We start from the raw sequence: 25708 nt of genomic DNA, 5'->3' as shown, positions 1-25708 counted from the left end.
GCGAGGCTCTTTATCAAATACTTGAATACTTAGAAAAAAGCCTACTAATTGACGCAATGCAAGTCTTTGATTTACTGGAATATATCCTATCCGAAGCTGGTGTAGATTTCTGTGATCTAAGAGAATTCGTTCCTGCAACTCATTCAAAAGCTCCATTAAATATAATAAATACGATTTTGGAATGTTATCCGGAAGAAGAAAACAGGGCATTGGCGGCTTTAGATACACTTATAAAGCTTAATTGGAGTGGTGTAAATGAATATTTAAATGCTTTAGAAAGAAGCTAAAAGAAGATGAAAAAGGAAGGAATAAAAATTTTTATCAGCAAATCGGAATCAGAAATTTTAAATTTAAGTCATCGCTTGGGCAATTAGATGGGAATTACCCTAAGCAAAAGGCAGATTGACTTTTAGTGCGGATTATGATACAATCTAAAATAAGTAAGAGTAAGGATTATAATACCGACTGAATATGGGAAAGGATAATTTAGATGGTTTCTACCGCTCCTGGCTAACCCGCTTGCCTTCTTTGGTGGAGAGTTATATTTATGACGAAAATAAAAGGTTATATCCCACCCGCTACCTTTTTCTCCAATTTAAGGATATCCTAAAAGGGTTTTTAGAAAATAGCCTTTCGGAAAACGAAAAGATATTTATCGTCCCGGGAATAAGGGGAATTGGCAAAACTACCCTTTTGATGCAACTCTATTCCGTAGAGAAATTTCTCCAAAGGGAAGAAGACCGGTCCCTTCTCTTTTCGGTTTCCAATTTAGCAGAAAGGCTCTATTTGGATGTGAGTAAATTGCGGTTGGAAAATATTCCGTTAAATGAATTTTTAAAGTTCTACGAACGGGTGAAAAACTTAAATTGGGAAAGACTGGATAAAAAGGTCTTAATCCTTTTGGACGAAGTCCACTACGATGAGACCTGGGGGCTCTTTTTGAAAAATATCTTTGACCGAACAAAAGGGCATAAGAATATTCTCGTAATCGCCAGCGGTTCTTCCGCCCTTCACCTAAAGATGAATCCGGACTTAGTGAGAAGGTCTACGGTGGTTGAGTTCTATCCCCTAAAGTTTACCGAATATCTGGCACTTAAATACCACCAGGAGCCGAGAGAGGGGTTGGCTACTGAGTTGATTGAGAGCCTCTTTAATTCCCAAAACGGGGAGGAGGTCTTCCGACGATTAAAAGAGAAGTCAAAAGAAGTGGACAGTTTCTTTTCCACTTTACCCGAAGATGTAGAGGAGGAATACTTTAAGGTTGGTGGTTTCCCTTTTACTATCCGGGTCGCCCATGAGGTAAAGAGATTAGAACTTATTAAAAATGTGATTGCCAATATCATCGCCCGAGATATTCTGCCCTTAAAGAAGTTTAAAACCCAGACTCTTTCTAAGATTGGGGAACTGCTCTATCTCTTAGCCAATTCCGATATTATCAGTTACGAAAAATTGACCAAGACCTTAAAAATTGGGGAATACCGGACGATAAATTCGCTGATGGAAACTCTAATTTTAAGTGGGGTAATCACGAAGGTGAAGAGTTTTGGTCGCTACGGCGGGGTACGAAAAACGCCTAAGTTCTTATTTATCGTCCCCGCCCTCCGGTCGGCAATTTTGGATGGTATCTTACCGCCAGAAATTGAAGGCAAAAAATTGGAAGACTATTTCTCGCTCCTCTTTCACAAAGACTTAAAAAACCGGATAGCCGAAGATTTGATGTTTGATTCCGCAGAAGGAGGGGCTGATTTCATCCTGCGGTTAAAGAATAGAAAGATAGTGATAATTGAGGTCGGTTTCCATAAGGAAGAAATTAACCAAATTGCCCTGACTAAGAAAAAGGTTAAAGCCAGTTATGCCTTTCTTTTTGGGAGTAGAGACTTAGCGTTAGTGGATTCTTATATTGTAAAAATTCCTCTTCGGTATCTTTTATTAATTTAATCTGGTACACTAATGGCGATCAGAGCCTGCGATTTGGTCTTAAAGGTCTCGGAAAGTATTGACCCGAATATCTTTGATATTTCTAAATACGAAAACTTCTTAGATGCCCTTTGCGGCACAAGGGAGTTTCAGAAGGAGGCGATAAGAGTTGTTTTGAGGTATCTCTTAGGAAGGCGCTATAGAAGTCTTAGGGATTTGGCAAGAGAAAATTATGAGATTAATCCCAACCTGAAAGAAATTTACCCAACCTTTAACGATTTTCTGAGGCATCTGCAACTACCAGATAAACTTTCTTGCACTATTGATTTGGCAACCGCTACCGGTAAGAGTTATGTCCTTTACGGCATAGCGAGGATAATGCTTGCCGAAGGTGCGGTGGATAGGGTTCTGGTTTTAGCACCTTCGGTGACAATAGAGAGAGGTCTTACGGAAAAATTTGCCACTCTCTCGGGTGATTCGGAACTGTTAAGGCTGATGCCAGAAGATGCTAAGATTAAAAATCCGAGAATCATCAATGCGACGAAAAGAATAGAAAGAGGTGATATCTGCATTGAGAATATCCATTCGGTTTATGAATATGTGAAATCATCGGTAAGGGATAGTTTAAAAGGGAAAGGAGAGAGGACACTGGTTTTGAATGATGAAGCCCACCATATCTTCAACCCGCCGGGCAGAGATTTTGCGATTAAGAAGTGGAAAGAGTTTCTATTAAATCCGGAATATAACTTTCGTTATATTGTCGGTGCCACCGGAACCGCCTATATTGATAACGAATATTTCAGTGATGTGGTTTTTAGATATTCTTTGCGGGAAGCGATTGAAGATAAGATGGCGAAGACGATTAGATATGTCGCCGAAGATAGTCCAGGTGGGGAATCGGAAAAGTTTCAAAAAATCTACGACAACCATCAGGAAAATAAAAGGAGATGGCGTAAGGTAAAACCTTTGACGATAATCATCACCAAGGATATCAACCATTGTAAAAGGTTGACCGAGAAATGGATTGGATTTATCGCCGAGAAAGAAAAGATCGCCAAAACCGAAGCAGAAAAGAAAGTTTTAATTGTTACCTCGGCTAATGAGCACAAGAAGAATGTGACAAGGCTGGAGCGAGTAGATAGTAAAGAAGACCCAATTGAATGGATTACTTCGGTTAGTATGTTAACCGAAGGCTGGGATGTGAAGAATGTCTTTCAGATTGTGCCGCACGAAGAGAGGGCATTCAATTCTAAACTTTTAATCGCTCAGGTTTTAGGCAGAGGATTGAGAATCCCCAAGGAATACGGAGGCGAACAGCCGATAGTTACCGTCTTCAACCACGACAATTGGGCAAGAAATATCAAGAATTTGGTGGAAGAGGTGATGGAGATGGAAAAGAGAATTCGTTCTTATCCGATAAAGAAGGAAAAGGATTATAACTTTTCTCTTTACCAGTTGGCATATAAAAGAGAAGAACAGCCCTTTGTCACCGATAGGAAAACACCTTATGCGTTATTAGAGAAAAATTATATCGTCTTTTCTCAGCAGTTAGAAAGTGCGGATAAGACCACCGTCTATGAGAAGGTTATCACCGGCGAGCAGGAGGAGAAAAAAACTAAGATCACCTACCGGATGTTTCCCTTAGATAAAGTGGCGCGGGAGGTGGTGAATCGTTTGAAATCTTATGATTTGGAAGAAGGGACAAGTTACGCCCAAGAATTTAACGAGGAAAGGGTGAGGGAGATATTAAAGAACTCCTTAAAAAGAATTAAATACGAGAATGATTTTATTAGCGAGGAGAATTATTATAAGGTATTACAGGCATTTGGGGTGGTAAAGAGAAAGAAGACGAAGACCTTGCGCTATTTGATTAAAGAAGAGAATCTAAGAGAGTTAAATACCAAGGATTTGAAGACTACAATCATCGGCATAAGCAATCTGCGAAGGGGGTATAGTATCTTTTATGATGAAGAGGCAAAAAATCTAAGTGAAGAGGAAGATAGGGCAGTTTTAGAGGAGATTATCTCTGACGAAAGTTTACCAAGATGGGCGGTAAAGAAGATTATAAATAAATACCAGAACAAAACGCCTCTGAATCTAATATTTACCGCCTCGGAACCAGAAAGACGCTTTGTGGAACGGTTAATTGCTAATCACAATTTGGTAGACGCCTGGATAAAATCAAGGGATACCGGATTTTACAGCATAGAATATTCTTGGCAAAAAGGAACCCAGACTAGGCAGGATAGATTCAATCCGGATTTTTTTATTAAGAAAGGCAACAACATCATTGTCGTCGAGGTAAAAGATGATTCCTTTATTGAGAAGGTAAAAGAAGGGGGCGATATTGCGGTAAAGACAAAATCACAATATAAGTATGCCCAAGAACATTTCCGGTTATTAAATGTAAAGCAAAAAGAACAAATTTATCATTTCTCTTTTCTCACGCCCCAAGATTTTGATAATTTCTTTGAAGTATTAAAGAAAAGAGAATTTTCTGGTTTCCAATCTAAATTGGATGCGGAACTGGCAGAAGAATAGTTGATTTGCAAACTCTTCTTGACTTTGGGGAAAATTTTTTGTATACTTAGAAGTTATTGGAGGAAAAATGGCTTGTATGAAACGTAGTGCTAAGAAACCGGCGAAGAAGTCGCCGAAAAAGAAGTAAATATAAGGGCGGATAATTATCCGCCCTTTTCTTTTATTATCCACCCCAAAATGAAAAATATAGTAGAGATATTTTTTCATTCTTTTGAGTTCCAAGATTTTTTAACCCATTTCTCTTCCCAACCGGGCTTAAAATTACCAATCCCTCCCAATAGCGCCTTAGCCTTCTTCCTTCTTGCTCTCAAAAAATTTTTTCCTTCCCCTTTAATTTTTATCGGCGAAGAATTGACAAATCTCTTCTCCAATTTGGTAGCAATCGGGGAAGAAAAGGTAATCCTCTTCCAACCCAAGCCCAAAGTTTTTAAGGAAATCTTAAATTTAAGAAGAGATTTAATCCTTCTTTTAAGGGAAGAGGATTTAAGTTTTAAGTTGCCCAAAGAGGTTGACGATTTAATGCTCGTTTTGAGAAGAGGTCCTTTCTCTTATGAGAGATTGCTCTCTCATCTTGCCAATGCTGGTTATCTTTTGACCGACCTCGTAAGTGAAGAAGGGGAATTTGCCCGGCGCGGTTCGGTAATTGACCTCTTCCCCGAAGAGAGCGAATTCCCTTTGCGGGTTGAATTCTTGGGCGATGAGATTATCTCCCTACGCCTTTTTGACCCCATAACCCAACGGACAGTGAAGGAGTTAGAAGAGTTTGAACTCTTCCTCTCAAAATCACAAGAGGAAGGGGAGAAAATCTCTTCTCTAATTCCCAAGGAGAGTTTAACATTAATCGCCGAGGAAGGTTTTTTAACCATTACCCACCAGTTCCCACCATTAGATTATTATCCCGATTATTACCTGCCGATTAGTTCGCCCGAAATTTATCTTGGCAATTTTAAGGTCTTAAAATCGGAGATGGAAAAGGAAGGTTATCAATATTATATTGTTGGTCCGGAATATCTCCAAAAGCGTTTAGAGAGGATATTGGGCGATTATCCAAATTATCTCTCTGGTTCTTTAAGCGGTGGTTTTCTCTTACCAAAGACCGGGATTTGCCTCTTAACGGAAAAGGAGATTTACGGGAGACCAAAGATCCGCCTGCCAAAAAGGAAGTTTAAGGGTTTACCAATTGATGACCTCTTCGCCTTAAAAAAGGGGGACTATGTTGTCCACTTAGAATACGGGGTGGGAAGATTTGAAGGGGTGAAGAAGGAGGTATTTGAAGGTATCCCTAAGGATTATCTTATTATCAGTTATGCGGCTGGGGATAAACTCTATCTCCCAATTGAGAATTTGGGTTATCTTGATAAGTATCTCGGTCCTTCTGACAGACCACCGAAGATTGACCGGATTGGTAAAAGTGGTTGGGATGAGGCAAAATTGGCTGCTGAGGAGGCATGTGCAGAATTTGCTCAGGAACTCTTAAATCTCTATGCCCGAAGGGAAGTAGTGAGTGGTTTCTCCTTTCTGCCCGATTCCGAATGGCAGATGGCTCTTGAGGCTTCCTTTCCCTATGAGGAGACCTTAGACCAGTTAAAGGCATTAAAAGAGATAAAAGATGATATGGAGAGTAAAAGACCGATGGATCGGTTAATCTGCGGTGATGTTGGCTACGGCAAGACGGAACTGGCACTCCGTGCCGCCTTTAAGGCGGTGAATAGTTTTAAGCAGGTTGCCCTCTTAGCCCCAACCACCCTCCTTTGCCTCCAACATTATTATACCTTTAAGGAGAGGCTAAAAGACTTTCCAGTGCGGGTGGAACACCTCTCCCGTTTCCTAAAAAGGGAAGAGAGAGAAGGAATAATTAAGGAGATAAAAGAAGGAAAGGTTGATATTGTGATTGGCACCCACATCTTACTTTCCGATAAGATTACCTTTAAGGATTTGGGTCTTTTAATCATTGATGAAGAGCAGAAATTTGGGGTTAAGCAGAAGGAGAAGATTAAGAAGTTAAAGGAAAATGTTGACGTCTTAACTTTAAGTGCCACCCCAATCCCCAGAACTTTATATTTAGCCCTAAGTGGCATAAAAGATATCTCCTTGCTCAATACCCCTCCTTTAGGGAGAAAGGAGATCGTAACCGAAGTGACCTATTGGGATGAGGAAAAAATTCGCTTGGCGATAATGAATGAGGTAAAAAGGGGTGGGCAGGTCTTTTTTATCCATAACCGGATTGAGACCATTTATAAGAAGGAAGAGAGGTTAAAAGAGATTTGTCCGGAAGTAAGAATGGCAGTTGCCCATGCCCGGATGCGGGAAGAGAGATTGGCAAAGGTCTACTCTGATTTCTTAAATAGAAGATACGACCTTTTACTCTCTACGGCCATTATCCAATCCGGTATTGATATCCCTAATGCCAATACGATAATTGTTGATGAAGCCCACACCTTTGGCTTATCCGACCTCCACCAACTGCGCGGTCGGGTGGGAAGAGGGGAGCAGCAGGGATATTGCCTATTTATCGTCCCGAAAAGGAAGGATTTGACCGAGGCGGCAAAGGAGAGGATAAAGGCGATTGTCAGTTATACCAAGTTGGGGAGTGGGTTTAAGTTGGCACTGAGGGATATGGAGATAAGGGGGGTGGGCGATATCTTAGGAACAAGGCAGCACGGTCATATCTCCCGGATTGGCTTTCACCTTTATTGCCAACTCTTAAAGGAAACGATTGCTAAAATGAAGGGGGAAAAAGTCTCCTCCGAGCCCGAACTTTCCTTAAACCTCCCTTCCTATATCCCAGAAGATTTCATCCCGGATGGTCAGATCCGAGTGGCAATCTATAAGAAAATCTTAAAAGCGGAAAGCGAAGCGGAGATTGAAGAATTGAAAGAGGAGATAAGAGACCGGTTCGGTCGTTATCCGGAGGTGGTGGCGAATCTATTCTCCTTAGGTTTAATTCGGATTTATGCCAAGGAGAAGGGGATTAGAAAAATCGTTCGGAAAGGAAGAGAAATAGTTTTTGTTAGGGAAAATGGGGAAGAGGAGAGATATTTTGGGGATTGGCAAGAGATTCTTTCCCTCTTAAAGGGATTGTCATAATTTCACTATCTTCTTAGTAATTGCCCATTTCTCACTTTGTAAGTGATAGAAGTAAATACCTCTTTTCACCAATTGTCCCTTTTCGTCCCGACCATCCCAGATTATTTGATTTTTCCCCGGCTTTAACTTCCCCATCTTTAAGGAGCGAATTGGTTGCCCTAAAGAATTATAGATGAATAAATCAACGGAAACTTCTCGGTCCAAGATAAAGTTGATGGTGAGGGAAGTGAGAAACGGATTGGTTAAATTTCCTAAGGAAGGAATTGGAGTCGGTAGTTGAGAATACTCTTCGCCAATTCCAGAACTAAAAATAATTACCGAATCCAGGACAAAATTATTCAAAGAATCTGCATCATCCGCCAATAAGGTTGAACAACGGACAATATGGGTTCCCGGTTGCCGGGCGGTCCAGGAGCGAAAGTTAATAAGAAGGGAATCACCGGCATTGAGGTCTCTAATCTCCCTCATCTCTTCGTAATCACTCCCAATTCTCATCATCACCCGGAAATCGGTGCGGAGATTGCCAAAGTTCTTCACCACTGCCTGCGGGGTGACGACCGAACCGGAGTCAATCCGGCCCCGAGGGGCAACAATTCTTTTCACACCCACATCAAGGGGACTATGAACTTTGAGTAAGCCATCACCAAGGAGGCACATCCCATAGAACCAAGACCTTTCCCAGGGTTCCAGACCGTTATCAATCCGAAGCCGAAACCATTCGGCAAGGGCAGCGCCAATCGTCCAACCTTCAGCCAGGGGAAGATAAAAGTCCTGAAATTCTAACATCGAGCCGGTCTTGGTGGAACCAATCGCCGCCAAACCAGTTGTGGTCTTAAAGACATAGGAACCACCGGCAAATCCACTTTCCACAAATCGGGCATTGGAACAGGCAAAGAGGTTGTAAAAAGTGGCAGCGGGATTGAGGACCGGAATTTCGTAAGCCCAAAACCAGTCCCATTCCTGACCGTTATTATACTTAAACCCGTGCCCCCCAGGCCAAGAATGGGCAAAAAGAGCGACCCACTGGTGGATAGTAGTGTCCAGGCGCGGCCGATAATCCAATGCCCGGGTCTCTTCTGGATCCCAAATGAAGACCCGCTCCGGATAGAGAATACCCACATCTTCATTCCACTGCTCCGCCCAAGGGACCCAGTCGTCATCAATATAAACCAATGCCCGGTCGCGAAGTGGTAATTGGGCCTTTCGGTAGCGATGATTTCGGTTAAAATAGGAACGGAGGAGAGAGACTTCGTCACCAAGAACAGAAACCGGTAGTCGACTGATCGCAATCTCCGGGGCAAGATGACCATAATGGGTATCAAAGATACTATCCCTCCCTAAAACGAGACTGTCAAGGGTATCATATTGGACAAAATTGTCCTCCCAAATTCCGTCCAGATCCATAAAGTATAATTCGCAAGGAAATTCTTCGTAACCTTCATCCGGGTCCCTTCTTCGGTTATTATTCCAATCGTCAATCATCTGAAACCAGGCAATCGGTAAGTCGCCCACGAATACCGATGCCACCATCCCGGTTTGATATTCGGCAATGAGAAAATTCCTTAGCGATTCCGGAGAACTACCCCGGACGGTATAGACCGCGGCTTCGTAGCCATCTTGCCTTAAGTCGTTGACGAAGGTATCAATCTCAGAAGTCAAAAAAGGGAAGAGAGAATCCTCCACCAAGATGTCAACCCGGAGAAATTTTCCCAGTTTCGGACGAAATACCGGCTTCACTGACCAGGCAGTCTCTATCTTCTGATGCCTGCGCCATTCCCGAAAGGTTAACGGCTGAGCATTATTTGGACTCACCCAGCGCGTCACCAAGACATTGGGGGGCTGCGCATTTTCTATCTTAAAAAGTAGAAAAATTAAAATGGGAAATAGAAAATAGGAAAAAGGGTTTAGTTTTTTATTTTTCATCTTTGATACCTTTTAATAGCACTTTTAATTTCTCAATCCGCTCAATTTTCTCAATATCCTTTTTATAATACACACCTAAATAGTAACTAACCAAGTCACCCAGGAGAACAGAAAAGAAGATCCTCTCCAAATCATTCTCTCCCCAAGGTTCTATCTTCTGGAAGGAAGCGTACTGTCCAGAGAGGATTTTGGGTAAAATCTCCACCCGCCGATTATTTTTTGGAGAAGCGCTTGGGTCAAAGAGGAGGGCAATCGCCAGTAACTTCTTAATAATCTTCGGCCGACCAATCCCTTCAATCTCATTGTGGTTCTGCTCGGGTAGGGTATTGGCAAAGGCTAAAATCTTAGAATTTTCATTCAGTTGACACTTCCAGCGGTAGGCGACTGCGGCATATAAGGGAGAACCGGCTAAGATGTAAGGAATCTTCTGGTAGAATGTCTGGGCTAAAATTTTTGCCATCTTTACGCATTCCGGACGAAAGGATTTAAGTTTTTCTGCTGCCTTTTTTACCGCCAAAATGGAAAAGGGTAAAAACTTCTTTTCTCCAATAATTACTAAGAGGGGGGTGAGGAGAAATCCTAATGCCTGGCGTGGTTGAATTCCTGGAGGGAGAGGAATTAGAATATCACCATTTTTCTGAGCCATCACTTTCAGTTCGCCCCCACTTGTGACCACGCAAATTAATGGTTTCTTATCTCTTGCCTGAGAATAGGCGGTTAAGGTCTCTTCGGTATTGCCGGAATAACTGACCGCAAAGAAAAGGGTCTTTTTCCCGGTCAGTTTTGGAATGTTATAATCTTTTACCGTAATGATCGGGATCTCAGAATATTTTCTCCCCAAATCACTCAAAATTTCGCCGCCGATTCCCGAACCACCCATACCGGAGATGATAATATTCTCCGGCCGAAAATTTTTTAGTCTTGCCCATCTCCCCTTTAATGACCTTTCCACAAAAGAGATTGCTTCTTCTATCTGCTCGGGGAGGCTATTAATTATTTGGTAAGTTCGTTTAACCATAGAACCTATTTACCAATTGGGGAAAGTTTTTCTTAATCTCCCGAATGAGAAACCTCTTCACCCCTTGGGCGGTAGAGAAGGTAAATACCTTATTGATACTCTCTTGTAATTTCGTTAAATCCAATTCCCGAATTATCCCTTTTGCCTCGGGAATTTTTATTGGCACCATTGAGAGTTCATCAACCCCTAAACCAACCAAAAGAATAATCCCGAGCGGCTCCGCTGCCAATTCGCCGCAGACCCCAACCCAAATCCCACACTTTCTCGCCGCCTCAATTGTCTCTTTATAAAGGCGAATTACTGCGGGATGGAAAGGGTCATAGAGGTAAGATACCTTCTCATTATCCCGAGCACAAGCCAGGGTGTATTGGGTCAAGTCGTTTGTGCCAATGGAGAAGAAGGAAGAGATGCGACCAATCCTTTCTGCCAAAAGGGCGCAGGAAGGAGTCTCAACCATTATCCCCAATTCAATTTCCGGATCAAAGGGAATCCCCTCCCCTTTTAACTCCTCCTTCACCGCATTGAGAAGCGACTTCGCCTCCTGCACTTCTTCTAAGGTGGAAATCATCGGCAGCATTATCTTTAAGTTTTTATTCTCCGCCCCCGCCCGGAGGATTGCCCGCATTTGTCTTTTTAAAATTTCTCTCTCTTTAAGACCGATTCTGATCCCCCGCCAACCCAGAAAGGGGTTTAATTCCCGATAACCAGGAATTACCTTGTCACCCCCTAAGTCAAAGGTGCGGATGATTACCGGATAGGGCTTCATCTTATTGGCAACTTCTCTATAAAAGAAAAATTGCTCCTCCTCGGATGGGGGCCGCCTTCGGGATAAGAAGAGGTATTCGGTCCGGAGGAGTCCAATTCCTTTAGCCCCCAACTCCTTTGCCTTATCAACCTCTCCGATGAACTCAATGTTGGCGGAGAGATCAATATATTTGCCGTCCTTCGTTACGGGTTCTTCCTCCTTACTCAATGAATAGAGTGCCCTCTTTCTCTTCTCCTCCCTCACCTCTCTCTCGTATTGCAAAAGCCGACGCTCAGTTGGGTTAATAATGACGATTCCCCGGTCACCATCCAAAATCGCCCAGCGGTTCTTATTCTCCTCCTTCAATAAATCATCAACCCCATCAACCGCGGGAATCTCTTTCGCCTTCGTCATTATCGCCACGTGGCTCAATTTCCCCCCTTTGGCTAAAGCCACTCCCTTTATAAACTCCTTATCCAAAATCGCCACTTCGGTTGGGGTCAAATTGGAAGCAAAAAGGATTATATCTTTTTTTGAATGCCAATTTCCCAATAAAAATTCTACCGTATCATTCTTCTTTGGAAGTAAGGAGCGCAAGACCCGATGGGCACAATCTATAATATCAACCTCCCGCTCTTTAAGAAAGGGAAGAGAAGAATTGAGGAGCGTTTGGGTATATTCCCGAATCACTTGGTAGTAGGCAGAGGCGGCATCACGTCTCTTCTCCCGAATCAATTTCTCCACCCGCCCGTTAATCTCTTTATCTTTCAATAAAAGAATTTGAAACATCACCAGGTCCGCCACATCCCTCCCCATCTCTTCCCTTACCTTTTGGTACACTTCGTTAAGTTCCCTCTCCACCTCCCCAATCTTTTCAAAAAAGTAGTTAACCTCTCTCTCCACCCCCTCCTCGGCAATCTCTCTCTCTTCCACCTTGGGCAGTTCCCTTTGGTAAAAGAAGACTCTACCAATGCCGATACCCGGAGAGATGGGAATACCCCTCAGTATCCTCTCCCTCATAACTTCTCCGTCTCCAGAATCGCCTTCAACGCCTTAAAGCAGGCGACTTCATCTTTCCCTTTCACCTCCAAAACGACCCGATTATTATTACCAATCCCTAAGGTTAAAACGGAGATGATGCTCTTCCCATTAACCCAGACCCCATCCTTAAAGAGGCGCACCTCCGATGAGAAACGGTTGGCGACCTTTGTAAACTCAATCGCCGCTCGGATGTGCATCCCGATCTCATTCTTTACCAAAATCTCTTTTTTAATCATAACACAGCGTTCTGAAGAAATCGTAGTCATATTATATCAGAAAGAAAGGGATTATCAAGTTAAGGTGAGAAGAAACTTCCGAGATTATAACTTTTACTCGTCGGCAACTCTTGGAAAAATACCTTAACCCCATTTTTGATCATCTTTTCTAAATAAGACAACTCTTGGGAATTGAGATGAAGGGAGGAGAAAAAACGCCTTCTCCCCTTCTGAAAACGGAGCCCGGTAATATTTAACCTTTCCATTTTCAGTCCACCTTTAAGCAATTGGTAGGCAATCTTCAAGGAGGGGATGATAACCACTGTCTCCTTTTGGAGACGCATCCGCAAGACCTCTTCGGGAGGAGAGAGGGAAAAAGAAATTCCTTCGGGTAGAGGAAAGGTATGCCTTTTCTGGCTTCGCCCCGAGGCGATGAGGATTAACCTCTTAGGATTTAATCTCAAAAGCCAACCGAAGACAATCTGGTTGTGCAGCCCCCGGTCGTCAATCAGAAAGAGAACTTCCTTCATTGGAAAATGCCTTTCTCACCGCCTCTTTTGGTGTTTCTACCTTGATTATCCCTTTCAGATTAAATGTTTTAAGACCAATTACCCTCTTTTTCATCTTTAAGGCAAAAGAGATTTCCGAGAGGGTTCCCCAACTCTTACCAATGGCGATTAAGGCATCGGCGGTGGCGATAATAATTAAGTTTCTTGCCTCCCCCAAACCGGTAGCAATGGGAAAATCACAGTAAGGATTAGCCGATGTTTTATCCTTAGTCGGAAGGATACCAATCGTTATCCCCCCGGCTGCCTTTGCCCCTTGGCAACTTGCCTCCATCACCCCACCCAAGCCTCCGGTAATAAGAACCCCTCCTTTCTGAGCGATGAGGAAGCCAACCTCTTTTGCCAATTGACAAATTTTTCTTTCCGCCTCCTGGGGACCCAAAACCGCTACAAAAAATCTCATCTCAATATAGAAGGAGAGGGCAAGGTAACTGGTTTAAGAAATCGTCGTTCTCCATAGGACCTAAAAGTAAAAACTTCTCCTTAGGTAAAAGGAGAAGTTGGGGGGAGATAGTTTCCATTAAACTCAATAAAGAAAAAGGGGTTCCCCTTTCGGTCCCGACGGAGACAGAAAAACCCTCCTGGGTCAATTTTTCCGAAAGGGAGAAGAGATGCCGCCAGAGATTATAATCATTTTCCTTTCCCAAGAGGGCGATCAGGATAACTCGCATCTTCTCCTTTCTCAATAATTCAATTATCCCCTCGGGCAAGCCTTTTTCGTCAATCACCCAGATGACCGTTTCCATATCTCACCTTAATAAGAGTAAGAAATTGGCAAAGGCTAAGGAGAAAAAGGTGATAATTATGCCAATCTTTAACCAGTCCCGAAATAAGAAATGGCGCCGGTAGGTCTTTTCATAAAGACCAATCGCCACCAAATTGGCGGTTGAACCAATCATCGTCAGGTTACCACCAAAACAACCACCAAAGAGAAGTGCCCACCATAAGAGATCCGCCTTGGGCATCCCGGCCGCAGAAAGGCTCTTGGCTACGGGCACTAAAGCCGCGACAATGGGCAGATTATCAACAAAACCGGAGAGGAGACCCGAACCCCACAAAAGCAAGGTTAAAACCCCAGCACTTTCCTTTAACTCCCCCAGAAAATTAAAAGGGAGGATCTTTGCCACCTTGGTTAAAAAATAGGCAATTTTCACTGTCACCCCCGTATATTCTAAACAGGCGGCTTTGGCAAAGAGAAACATGAAGAAGATAATTGTCCACCAATCCGGTCCCTTCTCAATAAAAAGCCGACCCCGTTCTTGTTCCTTAAAGACAATAAAACCGACAAGCGCCAAAGGCGCTGCCAAAAGCACAGTTCTTTCCTCAACCCCTAAGAGCCTCTCCAAAAAAGTGTGGCTGGCAACTAAAATTAAAAAGAGGAGAAAGATTGAAAGGGCAAGAAACATCTCCTGCCGATTCTCAATTACCATCTTCTTTTCTAACTCCATTAAACTTATCTTAACCTTTGTTTCTACCGACCGCCGATAGAAAAAGGCGATAATGGTGATGGTGAGAAAAGCGGTGGCGATGGCTATGGGTGTGGCATTGCGTAAAAAGTCAATAAAGGTAAGCCCGCCACTAAAACCCAAGTAGATACCGATGGGATTGCCAATCATCGTTAAAGCGCTACCGATATTGGTAGCCATCACCAAACCCAAAAGATAGGGAATGATATTCACCTTTGTCTGACGGGAGATTTCCATCGCCACCCCAAAGGTGATAAGGATTGCTGAGACCTCATCAACCACCCCCGCCAAAATTGCCGAGAGAAACATTAAAGAGAGAAAAAGGAGGATTGGGGAATTGGCAAAGAATCTTAACCCTTGAAGGACCAAAAACTTAAATACCCCCTTTTCCTCAAACCATTTTACCATCACCATTACCGCCATAATGAAAAGCACTGTGGGAATAGACATAAATTTGATTGTTAACTCAATATCCATCACCCTCAAAATTAAAAGGAGACTTAAAGCTAAGGCGGCAATTGCCACCCGATAACGAAAGAAGAGGAGGGTTCCTAAGACTGTGCTAAAAAATAGGGTGGTGGTGAAGATCTCCTTACTGATCCAAAAGGGGGAATTGAGATGAGAAAACCCTTGGTAGGGCGGGCTATCCGGAAGGAGGAGGCGAGTAAAGAGATACTGGGCAAGAAAGTAAAAAATTAATAAACCAATCCCGAAGGCGATAAAATTCCGGTAGCGGGAGAGAGAACTTTCCCTTTCTACCCCGGTGAGAAGGGAATAAATCTCTTCCTTCCTTTTCGCTTTCAGCATCCCCTTCAACCTTTCCGGAATATTTAAGACGCAAGCCACTTCCGCTAAGGTAGAGAGATATTCCTCCCTCTTCTCCTCTGGGGCGAAAAGGAAGATAAAGAGCCGAACCGGTTTCTTATCTAACGCCTCCCATTTTATCCCCTTCTCACTCTGGAAAATTAAGCCCACCATCTTCTTTAGAGAATTTAGGGTGATATGGGGAATAGCCACCTCATTGCCAATACCAGTAGAGCCGATCTCCTCGCGCGCCTTTAATTTTTCAATTACTACCTTTTCTTCGGAAGAGGAGATTATTCCCTTCTCCACCAACTTCTTCGCCACAAATTGGAAAACATCTTCCTTAGATTTTAAACCGGCCTCCCTGAAGACCAGTGCCGGGGAAAAAACTTCGCTCAAACTCACTTCTTCCTTCATTCTGAAACCTGAATAAATTTAATTCTATCCCGAAAAAGTTATAAGTCAACAAAGTTAATGCAAGCGTTAAATGTGTTCATAACCTCGCCGGAAAAATCCTTTTAATAAAGCCCCTCCGATGATAGAAAAGTTTGGGGGAGAGCGGTCATCGGACAGCTAACGAGTATTTTTACAATTTTCTCTCCTAATAAAATTTTTAGCGCCTCAAGGATACTTTTTAGCCAGAGCCTATTTTTTGAAGGAGCCTCCGTCTTCTCTTTTGTTCGCAACGGTTTCTTTTAACCCTTGATTTTTTAGAGATTTTAAGAAAAATACTCATGGTGTATCTCCTTTGGGGTGCTGATTTTGGCGGCACCCGCCTTAAAGTTTATCTTAGGATTAGGCTCCCATTTAGACTTCGGATTAAACCCTTAATTAGGCTTGGGATTATACCCTAATTTAGGCTTCTATTTATCCCTCTCTTTATACCCTCTTTTAGACTATTTATTAAATTCTCAATTAAACCCTTTATTAAATCTCCAATTAAATCCAAAATTAAGCCTTTTCTTAGAACTTCTATTAAATCCCCGATACCATCCCCTGTATGCTACACCCTTTTTTATAAAGATAAACCCCTCCTTTCTGATAAAGATCTCACGCTTAATGCCATTTTCGTTAAGTGCTAATTACCCGATAACACCTCCTCAATCTCTCTTATATAAGGGTTGGGATTAGAACCCAATCACTTAAAAACCCCTTCTTATCTATAACACCCAAAAAGGCAAAATCCTTAATAGTTAGTTTCTCCATCGCCCTATCTAATAATAACGGAAATACCCCCCAAAATTGGACACTAATTTTTTAGTCCGCCTTCCGCGGATTTATTCAGTCTGGCACGATTTTTGCTTGCCTAAATTGGTTATCAATTTGGGATTAGGGTTGACGATTGGAAAAATTAGCTTAAAATGGAATTATGAAAAGGCTACTCATCATATTTTTTATCTTTCTTTTTTCTCTGGCTGGGGAAAGCCCAGTTGATAAGATAAAATCGGTCTCCGAAGAGGTCTTAAAGGATTATACCCAACCACTTATTAATTCCTTTGGCATCCTTTCTAACACCAGTCTTTTCCATTCTTCCTATTGCCACTCCATATTGGGATTTGATTTATCCTTAAAGGCAAGTTATTCCCCAATTCCCAAATCCGCCCGTTATTTTTCTGATAGTGTTTTAGCCTGTTCTTTAATTTCGGGCACTGATTCCTTGGTCTTCTTTAAGGTCTTTTTGGAAAGTGCACCAACCATTTTCGGGCCAACAGATAAAAAACCAGTTTCGGTTCCCGGGAATGCGGTGGCCATCCCCAAAGAGATTCCGGGTGGACTAAATCTTCCTGGTCTTCCCTACTTAATCCCCCAGTTGACGGTTGGTCTACCTTTTGGGAGTGAGATTTTTATTCGTTATATCCCCTGGCCCTTTAAGGGGACAAAGGTCAATCTTTATGGTTTTGGCTTAAAGGAGAATCTAAATCATTTCGGTCCTTTAAAGAATCTACCAGTGAGCATCTGTCTTGGTTTTGCCTATCAGATTTTTACGATTGGTGATGTCTTAAAGACGCAAAATATGAGTCTTAATCTGATTGCTGGGAAAAGGCTTCTCATTTTAGAGCCAACCATCGGTCTGGGATATGAGATGACCAAGGTGGATATTAACTATCAGTTTAAGTATAAAATACCAACCCGGAGTGGCGAGCGAGAGGAGACGAAAAATATTAAGGTTTCCTTCCAGGGTGAGAATAAGTTCCGGATAAATTTGGGTTGTGGCTTGCGGTTTGGACTAACATTTCTCCATCTCGGTTTTGAGAAGGCACTCTACCCGGCATTTGCCCTAACCGCGGGGGTGAGTTTTCGATAAATGGGAAAGAAGGAAGAGAAGGGGATGATAAAGATTGTGGCGACTAACCGGAAGGCGAAGAAGAATTATTTTATTGAGGAGACCTACGAAGCCGGAATTTCCCTCCTCGGTTCCGAAGTGAAGTCTTTAAGGGAAGGGAGAGTCTCTTTGGATGAAGGCTATTGTGGGATTGAAAACGGTGAGGTATTTCTCTATGATGTGAATATCGCCCCTTATAGTAAGGGAAGTGTCTTCTTACCTTCGCCCAAAAGGAAAAGGAAACTTCTATTACATAAACAGGAAATCTCCCGCCTTTACGGTAAGGTGGAAAGGAGGGGTTATACCCTTATCCCCTTAAAGTTGTATTTTAATCAAAAAGGAAAAGCGAAATTGGAGATCGCCTTAGCCAAAGGGAAGAAGGAGATTGACCGGCGGGAAGAGTTGCGCCGGCGCGCAATGGAAAGGGCAGACCGGATTGAGAGAAAATATGGGTAGGAGAAATTGGTTAAAGTTTTTTCTTTTATGCAATCTCTTTTTTTCCTCTCTCTCTTCCCAGGCGATAAAGATTGGGGATGAGACGATAAATAAGGTTCATTTAGGGGAATTGGAATATATCTCCCTTCCCCGTTTAATTAAGGCGCTCTCGGGAAATCTCTGGTTGGTAGAAGGGAGAGTAATTTGCCTCCTCCCCCAAGATTCTGGCAAGAAGGAGATGGTCTTCACCTTAGATTCCAATTTCGTAATTATGGGGGGCAAGATAATAAAGATTACCGCTCCGGTCATTAAACATAATGAGACGATTCTCTTTCCGGTTCTTGCTTTAAGAGAAATTTTTCCGGAGATTGAAATTACCGAAGAGAGAAAAGAAGTTCTTTCGGTTACTTCCTCCCAAATAAAGGATACAACCTACTACTTTTTTGAAATTTCTCCACCCTTTGACTTTTCGGTCCGGCAACTTTCTCCCCTCACTTATGAGGTAATCATCTTCGCTTCTCTTCCGACAAAAATTTTACCCAGGGGAATAGTGCGCGAGATAAAAGAAGAGGAGATAGAGGGGAAGACAAGGCTCGTCTTTTATTTCAAAGGGAGCGCTTCGGCTTCTACCTTTAAGAAAGAGAATGGGCTTTTGGTTAAATTCTATCCCTATTCCTTTAAGCGGGAAAGACTTTTGATTGTCTTAGACCCCGGACACGGGGGCAAAGACCCGGGAGCAATTGGTAAGTTAGGCACTAAAGAAAAGGATTTGAACTTAGATATTGCCAAAAGATTGGCAAAAAAGTTAAGACAACTTGGTTATCGGGTGCTTCTAACCCGGGAGACAGATGAATTTGTTTCTCTGGGGGAACGGGTAAATTTTGCCAATAAGAATAAGGCGGATCTTTTTATCAGTATCCACAATAACGCCTCTCGGGATAATCCAAGGGCGATTGGTTTTGAAACCTATTTCCTTGCCGAGGGGAGAACTGATTTGGAAAGGGCGCAGGCGCTAAAAGAGAATGAGGCCTTAAAAATTGAGGGGGTTGACAATTCCTTTCTTAATGACGATTTGACACTGATCCTCTCGGACTTGGCCCAGACCGAATTCTTAAAAGAGTCAGAGGAATTAGCCTGTGCCATTCAGGATGCGGCTGATGCCTATTTGGGTTTAGCCAATCGGGGAGTGAAACAAGCGGGCTTCTATGTCCTGCGGGGGGCTCTGATGCCCGCGGTCTTAGTGGAGTGTGGATTTCTCTCTAACCGGCGGGAGGAAAAACTCCTCCGCCAAGAGAAGATGAGGGAAAGGATTGCCGAAGCAATCTTTCGGGGAGTGAAAAATTTTCTTTTTGTCTATGAGAAGAAGATTGCCCAGATCAGAGAGTAGTAGACCGATTGGGGTCTTTGATTCGGGAATTGGGGGCTTGACGATTGTGAAGGAGATAAGAAAAATTCTACCCAAAGAGGATATCTTATATTTTGGCGATACCGCCCGACTTCCCTACGGTTCAAAATCCCCAGAATTGATAAGGAGATATGCCTTAGAGGATGCTCATTTTCTTTACGAAAGGAAGGTTAAAATTATCGTCGTTGCTTGCCATTCGGCTTCTTCCTGGGCACTTTCCGAAATTAGAAACTCCTTTCCCGTTCCCGTAGTTGGCGTCTTAGAACCCGGAGCAAAGGCGGCACTTTCGGTAAGTAGAAGAAAGAAAATTGGAGTGATTGGCACGAAGGCGACAATCTCCTCTGGTGCCTACGAAAGGGCTTTGAAAGAAAGGGATAAAGATGTTGAGATTATTGCTAAGGCAACACCTTTACTGGTGCCTCTGGTAGAGGAGGATTTTATTTCCCATCCGGTTAGCAAGATAGTTTGTCGGGAATACTTAAAGGTCTTCTTAACCGAGAAGGTTGATGCCCTACTTTTAGGTTGTACCCACTACCCCCTCCTCCGGTCGGTTATCAGGGAGGTCTTAAAGGGAAAGGTGAAAGTGATTGATGCCGGAAAGGAGACCGCCAAGGAGGTAAAGAGAATTATTGAAGAGCGGGGAATAAAAAAAAGTTCCGGCCGCGGCAAATTAAAAATCTATCTTTCCGATATCACTCCGGAATTTGAGAAGATTGCCCAGATCTTTTTAGGAGAGAAACCAGAAGTGATTCTCCGGGCTTCTTTGAGGGAGATAACCAAAAATCCGGATGAGGGGTTAGTTAAAAGGCATTAGGAGGTTTCTCAAATACTACTGGTTAGCGTCCAAGGGTGATTGATTTTTCAAAAAGAAATGGTATAATTAAAAAAACTTTATGTATTCCATTATTATTCTGAATAAAGAGGGGGAGATTATTTATTTTAGTGAGAATTTACCCTCCCTCTTTGGTTATAAGAAGGAAGATTTTAGCAAAGTGGTGGCAGAACGGTTAGAACCATTTCTTCCCACCTCTCTCGCCCCTTCTGGAAAGTTATTTTCCCAGGGGGAAGTTGTAATCCCCTACCGAAAAGGCGGAAGCGAGTTGTTATTTTTTGACCTCCTCATCGGCGCTAAAATTATCTTTCTCCTCTCCCGAACTAAGGAGCGATTGTCAATCCGGACTTTGGAGGCGGTCCTGAATAGTTGGGAAGAGCCCGCCTTCTTAGAAAGGGAGGGGGTGGTGATTTTAGCTAACGAGAGGATGGGAGAGCTATTGGGTTGCGGAAAGGAAGATTTAATGGGGGAAGTTTGGGAAAATTTTATCATTCTCGGGGAAGGGAAGGAATTGGGAGGGAACTCTCTTCCCGTAATTGTCCAGACGAGAGAAGGAAAGAGAGTGGACTTTACCGCCCGCATTCATGAACTCTCTTGGGCTGAAAGCTCCTTTTTCCGTTTCGTTATCCTTAGGAAAGATAAGGAGGAAAAGAATGAACTTCTCAACCGCGCCTTTCTCATCCAGAGGAAGAAACTCCTCCAAATGACTGAGGAATTGGAAAAGATGAATAGAGAACTTTTGCGATTGAATGAGGCAAAAAGTGAATTTGTTTCCGCGGTCTCCCATGACCTCCGCACCCCCTTGACGACAATTATGGAAGGGATCAGGCTCTGTGAAGACGGAACTTTGGGTGAGGTTAATCCCGAGCAGAAAAAATTTCTCCGCCTTGCCTTGGAGGAGGCGCAAAGATTGGCAGACTTCATCAATGACCTTTTAGACCTTTCCCGGATAGAATCGGGAAGGATTTCTATAAGAAGGAGAAAAATGGAGGTGGAGAAGCTAATCTTCCGGGTATTGAATCCCTTCCAGAAGGTTAAAGAAAGTAAGGGGATTACGATTAACATTTCCCTTCCCGAAGGTTTGCCGCCGGTCTTTGCCGATGAGGCACATTGCTATCGCATCTTAAATAATCTTCTCGGTAATGCGCTAAAGTTCACCCCGCTGGGTGGGGAGATCGAAATTACGACTGAGTTTTCGCCCGAGCGCCAGGAGGTTATCATCGGGGTGAAGGATACCGGGATCGGTATTCCCAAGAAGGAGCAGGGGAAGATCTTTCAAAAATTCTGTCGGATTGAACGGAGTGGTGGACAAAATATACCGGGCACGGGTTTGGGATTGGCTCTCTGTAAAGAATTGGTGGAGATTAACGGAGGGAAGATCTGGTTTAGAAGTGAAGAAAATAAAGGGAGCCAATTTTACTTTTCCTTACCCCTCTATTCCGAAGTTTTGGAATTGAAAGATGACTTAAAATGGGCGGAGGAGCAGACCAAGAAAAGCAATCTACCATTAGCCCTCTTTCTTATTGAGGGTCTGGGGGAGAAACCAGCAAATTTTTACGAAGAGTTGGAAAGTATCCTCCAAAAGGAGAACCGGGCTTCTGGTTTCTACCGGTGGTTGCCCTTAAAAGAGGAATTGGTCATTTTCTTGATTGCCCCTTCGGAGAAATTTTATGATAACCATCTCGTCTTGTGTGACTTTTTAAAGAAAAAGTTTCCCATAATGCCCATTATTAGTTATCAGATTTTTTTACCGAAGGAGGTTAACCAAGATGAGATATTAAAGATGGTTTTGAAAAAGGAGAAGGTATGAAAGGGAAAATCCTCATCATTGAAGATGAAGAACGGATTGTCGCCGTCTTAGAGAGGAGGTTGGAAAGTGAGGGCTATGAGGTAATTACCGCAAGTAATGGACGGCTCGGTTTTAATAAAGCGCGCCAAGAAAAACCCGATTTGATCATCTTAGATCTAATCCTGCCGGAGATGGACGGCTATCAGATATGCAATTTCTTAAAAAGGGATCGCCGGTATCAGAATATACCGATCGTCATCCTCAGTGCCCGTTCCCAAGAGAAGGATATGGAAGAGGCGAAAAAAGCCGGAGCGGATGCTTACTTTACTAAACCTTTCAATTATGAAGAGTTATTAGAAAAGATTGAGGAACTCCTTTCCGCTCGTGGCGAGAAAAAGATTTAGAAAAAAAACTTTTCTTTCTTCTCCCCTCCGCACCCTTTTTATTTTTGGCACCCGACCCGAGGCGATTAAGTTAGCCCCCGTAATAAAGGAACTGGCAGAAGATAAGAGAAGATTTTCGGTAAAAATCTGCGTCACCGCCCAACACCGGGATATGCTTGATATGGTCCTTGAGACTTTTCATTTACACCCGGACTTTGATTTGGGGATTATGCGGGAGGGGCAAACTCTATTTGACATTAACGTTCGGGTCCTGCGTGGTTTAGAAAAATTACTCCAAAGAGAAAGGCCGGATTTGGTTTTCGTCCAGGGAGATACCACCACCGCTTTTGCCGCCGCTTTAGCCAGTTTCTATTGCCAAATTCCAGTGGCTCATATTGAAGCCGGTCTGAGGACCTTAGATAAATATGCCCCATTCCCGGAGGAGATGAACCGACGTCTCATCAGTCATCTGGCTGATTACCACTTTGCCCCAACCCAAAAGGCAAAGGAGAATCTTTTAAGAGAAGGGATCGCTCAAAGCGAGATTGTCGTTACGGGTAACACAGTGATTGATGCTTTATATCTGGTCCTAAAGTTGCATCCCAATTTAGAATTGGCAATTTTGAAGAGAGTAAACCCCAAAAATCGGATCATTCTTGTCACCTGCCACCGACGGGAGAGTTTTGGGGAACCCTTTTTAAGGATTTGCTCCGCTCTTGTCCGACTGGTGGAGAGGAATAAAGATGTGGAGATTATTTATCCCGTCCATCCCAACCCTAACATCCGAATTCCAGCCCATAAAATTTTAGGGAAAAGGGAGAGGATTCATTTAATCCCACCTTTGGAGTACCTTCCTTTTGCTCACCTTCTGAGAAGTTCTTATCTCATCCTGACCGATTCTGGTGGGATTCAAGAAGAAGCGCCCGCTTTGGGAAAACCGGTTTTAGTCTTAAGGGAAAAGACTGAAAGGCCCGAGGCGATTTTTGCCGGGACCGCCCGATTGGTAGGAACGGATGAGAAGAGGATTGTGGAAGAGACCGAAAGGTTACTCTCTTCCCGTTCTGAATACTTGAAGATGGCACAGGTGAAAAACCCCTTTGGGGATGGGAAGGCAAGCGTAAGGATTCGGGAATTTTTAATGAAGAAGTTGACATAAAGGGGTTTTTAATTTAGATTAAAAGATGGAAACTTTACTAAAATATCTGGGAATATTGGTTAGATACCGAAAGTTAATTTTCTATGATGTTCTAATATTTACCATTTTGGCTATCATCATCAGTTTCCTCCTGCCGCCTAAATACCAAGCCACCGCCCAAATTCTTCCCCCATCTGAGGAATCGGAATTTGCCGGAGTCTTAGGAGCAGGCGGTCTCTCCATCCCCAAACTGAGTCGGTTAGCCCGCGGTGGAAGCCTTCTCCCCGGTGCTACTCCTTCCGATCTGATCGCGGCAATTTTAGGCAGTCGGACAATTCAAGAACGGGTGATTATTAAGTGTGATTTGATGAAGGTTTATAAAATAAAAAAGAGTATGGAACTGGCGGTGAGAACTCTATCCCAAGCAACAAAGATTAGAGTGAGTGAAGAAGGGGTGGTGACGATTGTTGTGGAAGCACCAAAACCAAAACTGGCTGCAGATATTGCCAACTCTTATATTGAAGAGTTAGACCGTTTCCTTAAAGAGTCCAATATGAGTCGGGGAAAGAATATGCGTCTCTTCATTGAGAAGAGATTAACCAGTGCCCTAAATGAATTAAAGACCGCGCAAGAATCTCTAAGGGTTTTCCAGGAAAGGCATCGGGTGGTTGCCTTGGATGAAGAGACGAAGGCGGTAATTGATGCCTACGCCTCTTTGAAGGCGGAATTATTAAAGAGAGAGATGGAGTTGGGGATTGTGCAGAATGTCTCTACCCCAGACAATTTTTATCTCGCAGGGATAAAGAGAGAGATCGCTGAGTTTCGGCGGCAATTGGCGGAGATTGAAACGGGGAAGAGAGGAAAAGGCTACGGCGCCGGCTTTGCGGTTCCCTTTGCCAATTTGCCCGCGGTGGCGGCGGAATATGCCCGAAGGTTAAGGGATTATCGAGTACAAGAGGAAATTTATGCCCTCTTGATTCAACAGTACGAGCAGGCAAAAATCTTAGAAGCGCGGGATACCCCAACCATAACCGTTTTGGATTATGCCCGAATCCCGGAAAGGAGAAGTTTCCCAAAAAGGAGAATAATTGTCCTTTTCGCCTTTCTTTTAAGTTTTCTGGGTGGTGTTCTCCTTGCATTTGGTTTAGAGTACGGAAAAAATTTGCCCAGAGATTCCTTTGCTTACCAGGAATGGGTAAAAATTAAAGAAATAACTAAGAACGACCTCCCTTTAATTAAAAATTTTTTCTCTCCCAAAGAGAAAAAAGGCCGTGGTTAAAGATACCCCAGAAGATTTATCCTCCCCTATTTCCTTATCTTACCCGATAAACAAAAAATGGTTACTTTTAGTCTTAATCCTTGAGGGAATTATTTTTTCTCTCGCCCTTCTTTTACCAATCAGAGCCACCATCGCAATTATCATCGGAATCGGTGGCATTATCTTCATTCTCCTTAATAAAAAACCAGTAATCGCTTCTCTTATCGTATCGCTTTTTGTCGCCATAATCCTTCCCTATCCCACCAGGCGAGACTTCCTTTTTAAATTAGAAGAAGTATTCCCACTAATCACTCTTTTCTTTTTAATCCTTGGTAGTTTGGAAGCAAAAATAAAAAAAGAACCGATTGGTAGAATTGGTAAGTGTCTCCTTGGCTTTCTAATTGTCGTAATTATTTCTGCTCTTATTGGATTAACAAAAGGGAGAGGGAAAATAATAATTTTTGATGAATTAATGATGCTTTTTCTTTGGGGAATCTATTTTATTGTCTTAAAAATCGACCTCACGGAAAAGGAAACGAAAGAGATTCTATTGGCAATCGTTATCACTTCTTTAATTATTAGTTTTTATTATAGTTATCAGTTTTACTCCTTAGGCGGAGCAGAGAGGTTCCGAACTGACCAGCAACATATTTTTAATTTTACTATCCCTCTCCTTTTTGCCCTCTTTTTGTATGAGAAAAGAAAACGATGGAAAATTTCTGCTTTTCTGTTGATGATACCAATGATAATCGCTGTCTATATAACTTTAACCCGTGCCCTCTGGTTATTGATTCCTTTGGCTCTCTTCTCGCAATACCTCTATTT

At 42.9% G+C, this 25708-nt stretch carries 22 protein-coding genes; 13 read left to right on the top strand and 9 right to left on the bottom strand.

Translation table 11 applies throughout. The features are described 5' to 3' along the window. The 4 genes from ABIL00_06135 to mfd all read left to right on the top strand — a co-directional run. Positions 1–287, top strand: a 287-nt coding sequence (locus tag ABIL00_06135) for a hypothetical protein (GenBank protein ID MEO0110334.1), incomplete at its 5' end; no start/stop codon positions are given. Positions 288–471: 184 nt separating this feature from the next. Beyond that, positions 472–1938 (top strand): AAA family ATPase, encoded by a 1467-nt coding sequence (locus ABIL00_06130; GenBank protein ID MEO0110333.1) that lies wholly within the window; start codon positions 472–474, stop codon positions 1936–1938. Between the two features lie 12 nt (positions 1939–1950). Further along, on the top strand, positions 1951–4458 hold the full coding sequence (locus tag ABIL00_06125) for a DEAD/DEAH box helicase family protein (protein ID MEO0110332.1): 2508 nt from the start codon (positions 1951–1953) through the stop codon (positions 4456–4458). A gap of 177 nt (positions 4459–4635) precedes the next feature. After that, positions 4636–7545: a transcription-repair coupling factor gene (gene mfd / locus ABIL00_06120; protein MEO0110331.1), complete on the top strand. Its 2910-nt coding sequence runs from the start codon at positions 4636–4638 to the stop codon at positions 7543–7545. Here mfd and ABIL00_06115 read toward each other — a convergent pair. Genes ABIL00_06115 through ABIL00_06080 form a run of 8 tightly spaced genes read right to left on the bottom strand, consistent with a single transcriptional unit; the run spans position 7540 to position 15740 of the window. Continuing rightward, positions 7540–9468, bottom strand: coding sequence for a FlgD immunoglobulin-like domain containing protein (locus ABIL00_06115; protein MEO0110330.1), 1929 nt, complete (start codon positions 9466–9468; stop codon positions 7540–7542). The two genes, mfd and ABIL00_06115, sit on opposite strands and share 6 nt — an antisense overlap. Beyond that, positions 9458–10486, bottom strand: a complete 1029-nt coding sequence (locus ABIL00_06110; protein MEO0110329.1) for a bifunctional phosphoglucose/phosphomannose isomerase — start codon at positions 10484–10486, stop codon at positions 9458–9460. The genes ABIL00_06115 and ABIL00_06110 overlap by 11 nt, the downstream gene beginning before the upstream one ends. Beyond that, entirely contained in the window at positions 10479–12251 is a 1773-nt protein-coding gene (ptsP, locus tag ABIL00_06105; protein MEO0110328.1) for a phosphoenolpyruvate--protein phosphotransferase, read from the bottom strand. The genes ABIL00_06110 and ptsP overlap by 8 nt, the downstream gene beginning before the upstream one ends. Next, entirely contained in the window at positions 12248–12508 is a 261-nt protein-coding gene (locus ABIL00_06100) for an HPr family phosphocarrier protein (protein MEO0110327.1), read from the bottom strand. The genes ptsP and ABIL00_06100 overlap by 4 nt, the downstream gene beginning before the upstream one ends. A 59-nt stretch (positions 12509–12567) precedes the next feature. After that, a complete protein-coding gene (locus tag ABIL00_06095) occupies positions 12568–13017 on the bottom strand; it encodes a PTS sugar transporter subunit IIB (protein ID MEO0110326.1) in 450 nt (149 codons plus the stop codon). Beyond that, the gene (locus tag ABIL00_06090) at positions 12992–13456 is read right to left on the bottom strand and encodes a TIGR00725 family protein (protein MEO0110325.1); all 465 of its coding nucleotides are present in this window, start codon (positions 13454–13456) and stop codon (positions 12992–12994) included. The genes ABIL00_06095 and ABIL00_06090 overlap by 26 nt, the downstream gene beginning before the upstream one ends. Before the next feature lies 1 nt (position 13457). Continuing rightward, a complete protein-coding gene (locus tag ABIL00_06085) occupies positions 13458–13799 on the bottom strand; it encodes a hypothetical protein (protein MEO0110324.1) in 342 nt (113 codons plus the stop codon). A 3-nt stretch (positions 13800–13802) separates the two neighbouring features. Beyond that, on the bottom strand, positions 13803–15740 hold the full coding sequence (locus ABIL00_06080; GenBank protein ID MEO0110323.1) for an SLC13 family permease: 1938 nt from the start codon (positions 15738–15740) through the stop codon (positions 13803–13805). 952 nt (positions 15741–16692) lie between these two features. Here ABIL00_06080 and ABIL00_06075 point away from each other — a divergent pair. The 8 genes from ABIL00_06075 to ABIL00_06040 all read left to right on the top strand — a co-directional run bounded on the left by ABIL00_06075 (position 16693) and on the right by ABIL00_06040 (position 24904). Next, entirely contained in the window at positions 16693–17628 is a 936-nt protein-coding gene (locus ABIL00_06075) for a DUF6588 family protein (GenBank protein ID MEO0110322.1), read from the top strand. Next, complete coding sequence (gene smpB, locus ABIL00_06070) at positions 17629–18102, top strand: SsrA-binding protein SmpB (GenBank protein MEO0110321.1); 474 nt, start codon at positions 17629–17631, stop codon at positions 18100–18102. Continuing rightward, positions 18032–19468 (top strand): N-acetylmuramoyl-L-alanine amidase, encoded by a 1437-nt coding sequence (locus ABIL00_06065; protein MEO0110320.1) that lies wholly within the window; start codon positions 18032–18034, stop codon positions 19466–19468. The genes smpB and ABIL00_06065 overlap by 71 nt, the downstream gene beginning before the upstream one ends. Further along, positions 19437–20300, top strand: a complete 864-nt coding sequence (gene murI, locus ABIL00_06060) for a glutamate racemase (GenBank protein MEO0110319.1) — start codon at positions 19437–19439, stop codon at positions 20298–20300. The genes ABIL00_06065 and murI overlap by 32 nt, the downstream gene beginning before the upstream one ends. Before the next feature lie 79 nt (positions 20301–20379). Beyond that, complete coding sequence (locus ABIL00_06055; protein ID MEO0110318.1) at positions 20380–22128, top strand: ATP-binding protein; 1749 nt, start codon at positions 20380–20382, stop codon at positions 22126–22128. Further along, positions 22125–22511 (top strand): response regulator, encoded by a 387-nt coding sequence (locus tag ABIL00_06050; protein MEO0110317.1) that lies wholly within the window; start codon positions 22125–22127, stop codon positions 22509–22511. The genes ABIL00_06055 and ABIL00_06050 overlap by 4 nt, the downstream gene beginning before the upstream one ends. Further along, positions 22492–23646, top strand: coding sequence for a UDP-N-acetylglucosamine 2-epimerase (non-hydrolyzing) (gene wecB, locus ABIL00_06045; GenBank protein ID MEO0110316.1), 1155 nt, complete (start codon positions 22492–22494; stop codon positions 23644–23646). Before ABIL00_06050 ends, wecB begins: the two co-directional genes overlap by 20 nt. A 25-nt stretch (positions 23647–23671) precedes the next feature. Further along, positions 23672–24904 (top strand): Wzz/FepE/Etk N-terminal domain-containing protein, encoded by a 1233-nt coding sequence (locus ABIL00_06040; GenBank protein ID MEO0110315.1) that lies wholly within the window; start codon positions 23672–23674, stop codon positions 24902–24904. Between the two features lie 39 nt (positions 24905–24943). Here ABIL00_06040 and ABIL00_06035 read toward each other — a convergent pair whose 3' ends face one another. Continuing rightward, entirely contained in the window at positions 24944–25129 is a 186-nt protein-coding gene (locus ABIL00_06035; GenBank protein ID MEO0110314.1) for a hypothetical protein, read from the bottom strand. Positions 25130–25355: 226 nt separating this feature from the next. Between ABIL00_06035 and ABIL00_06030 the strand changes: the two genes are divergently transcribed. Beyond that, the coding region (locus ABIL00_06030; protein MEO0110313.1) for a hypothetical protein at positions 25356–25708 on the top strand (353 nt) is incomplete at its 3' end.

This window comes from candidate division WOR-3 bacterium (assembly GCA_039801905.1).
GTDB lineage: Bacteria > Hydrothermota > Tepidihabitantia > Tepidihabitantales > JBDRVQ01 > JBDRVQ01.
The sequence above is the reverse complement of the archived record's forward strand: the minus strand, read 5'-3'. Positions and strand labels throughout refer to the sequence as shown.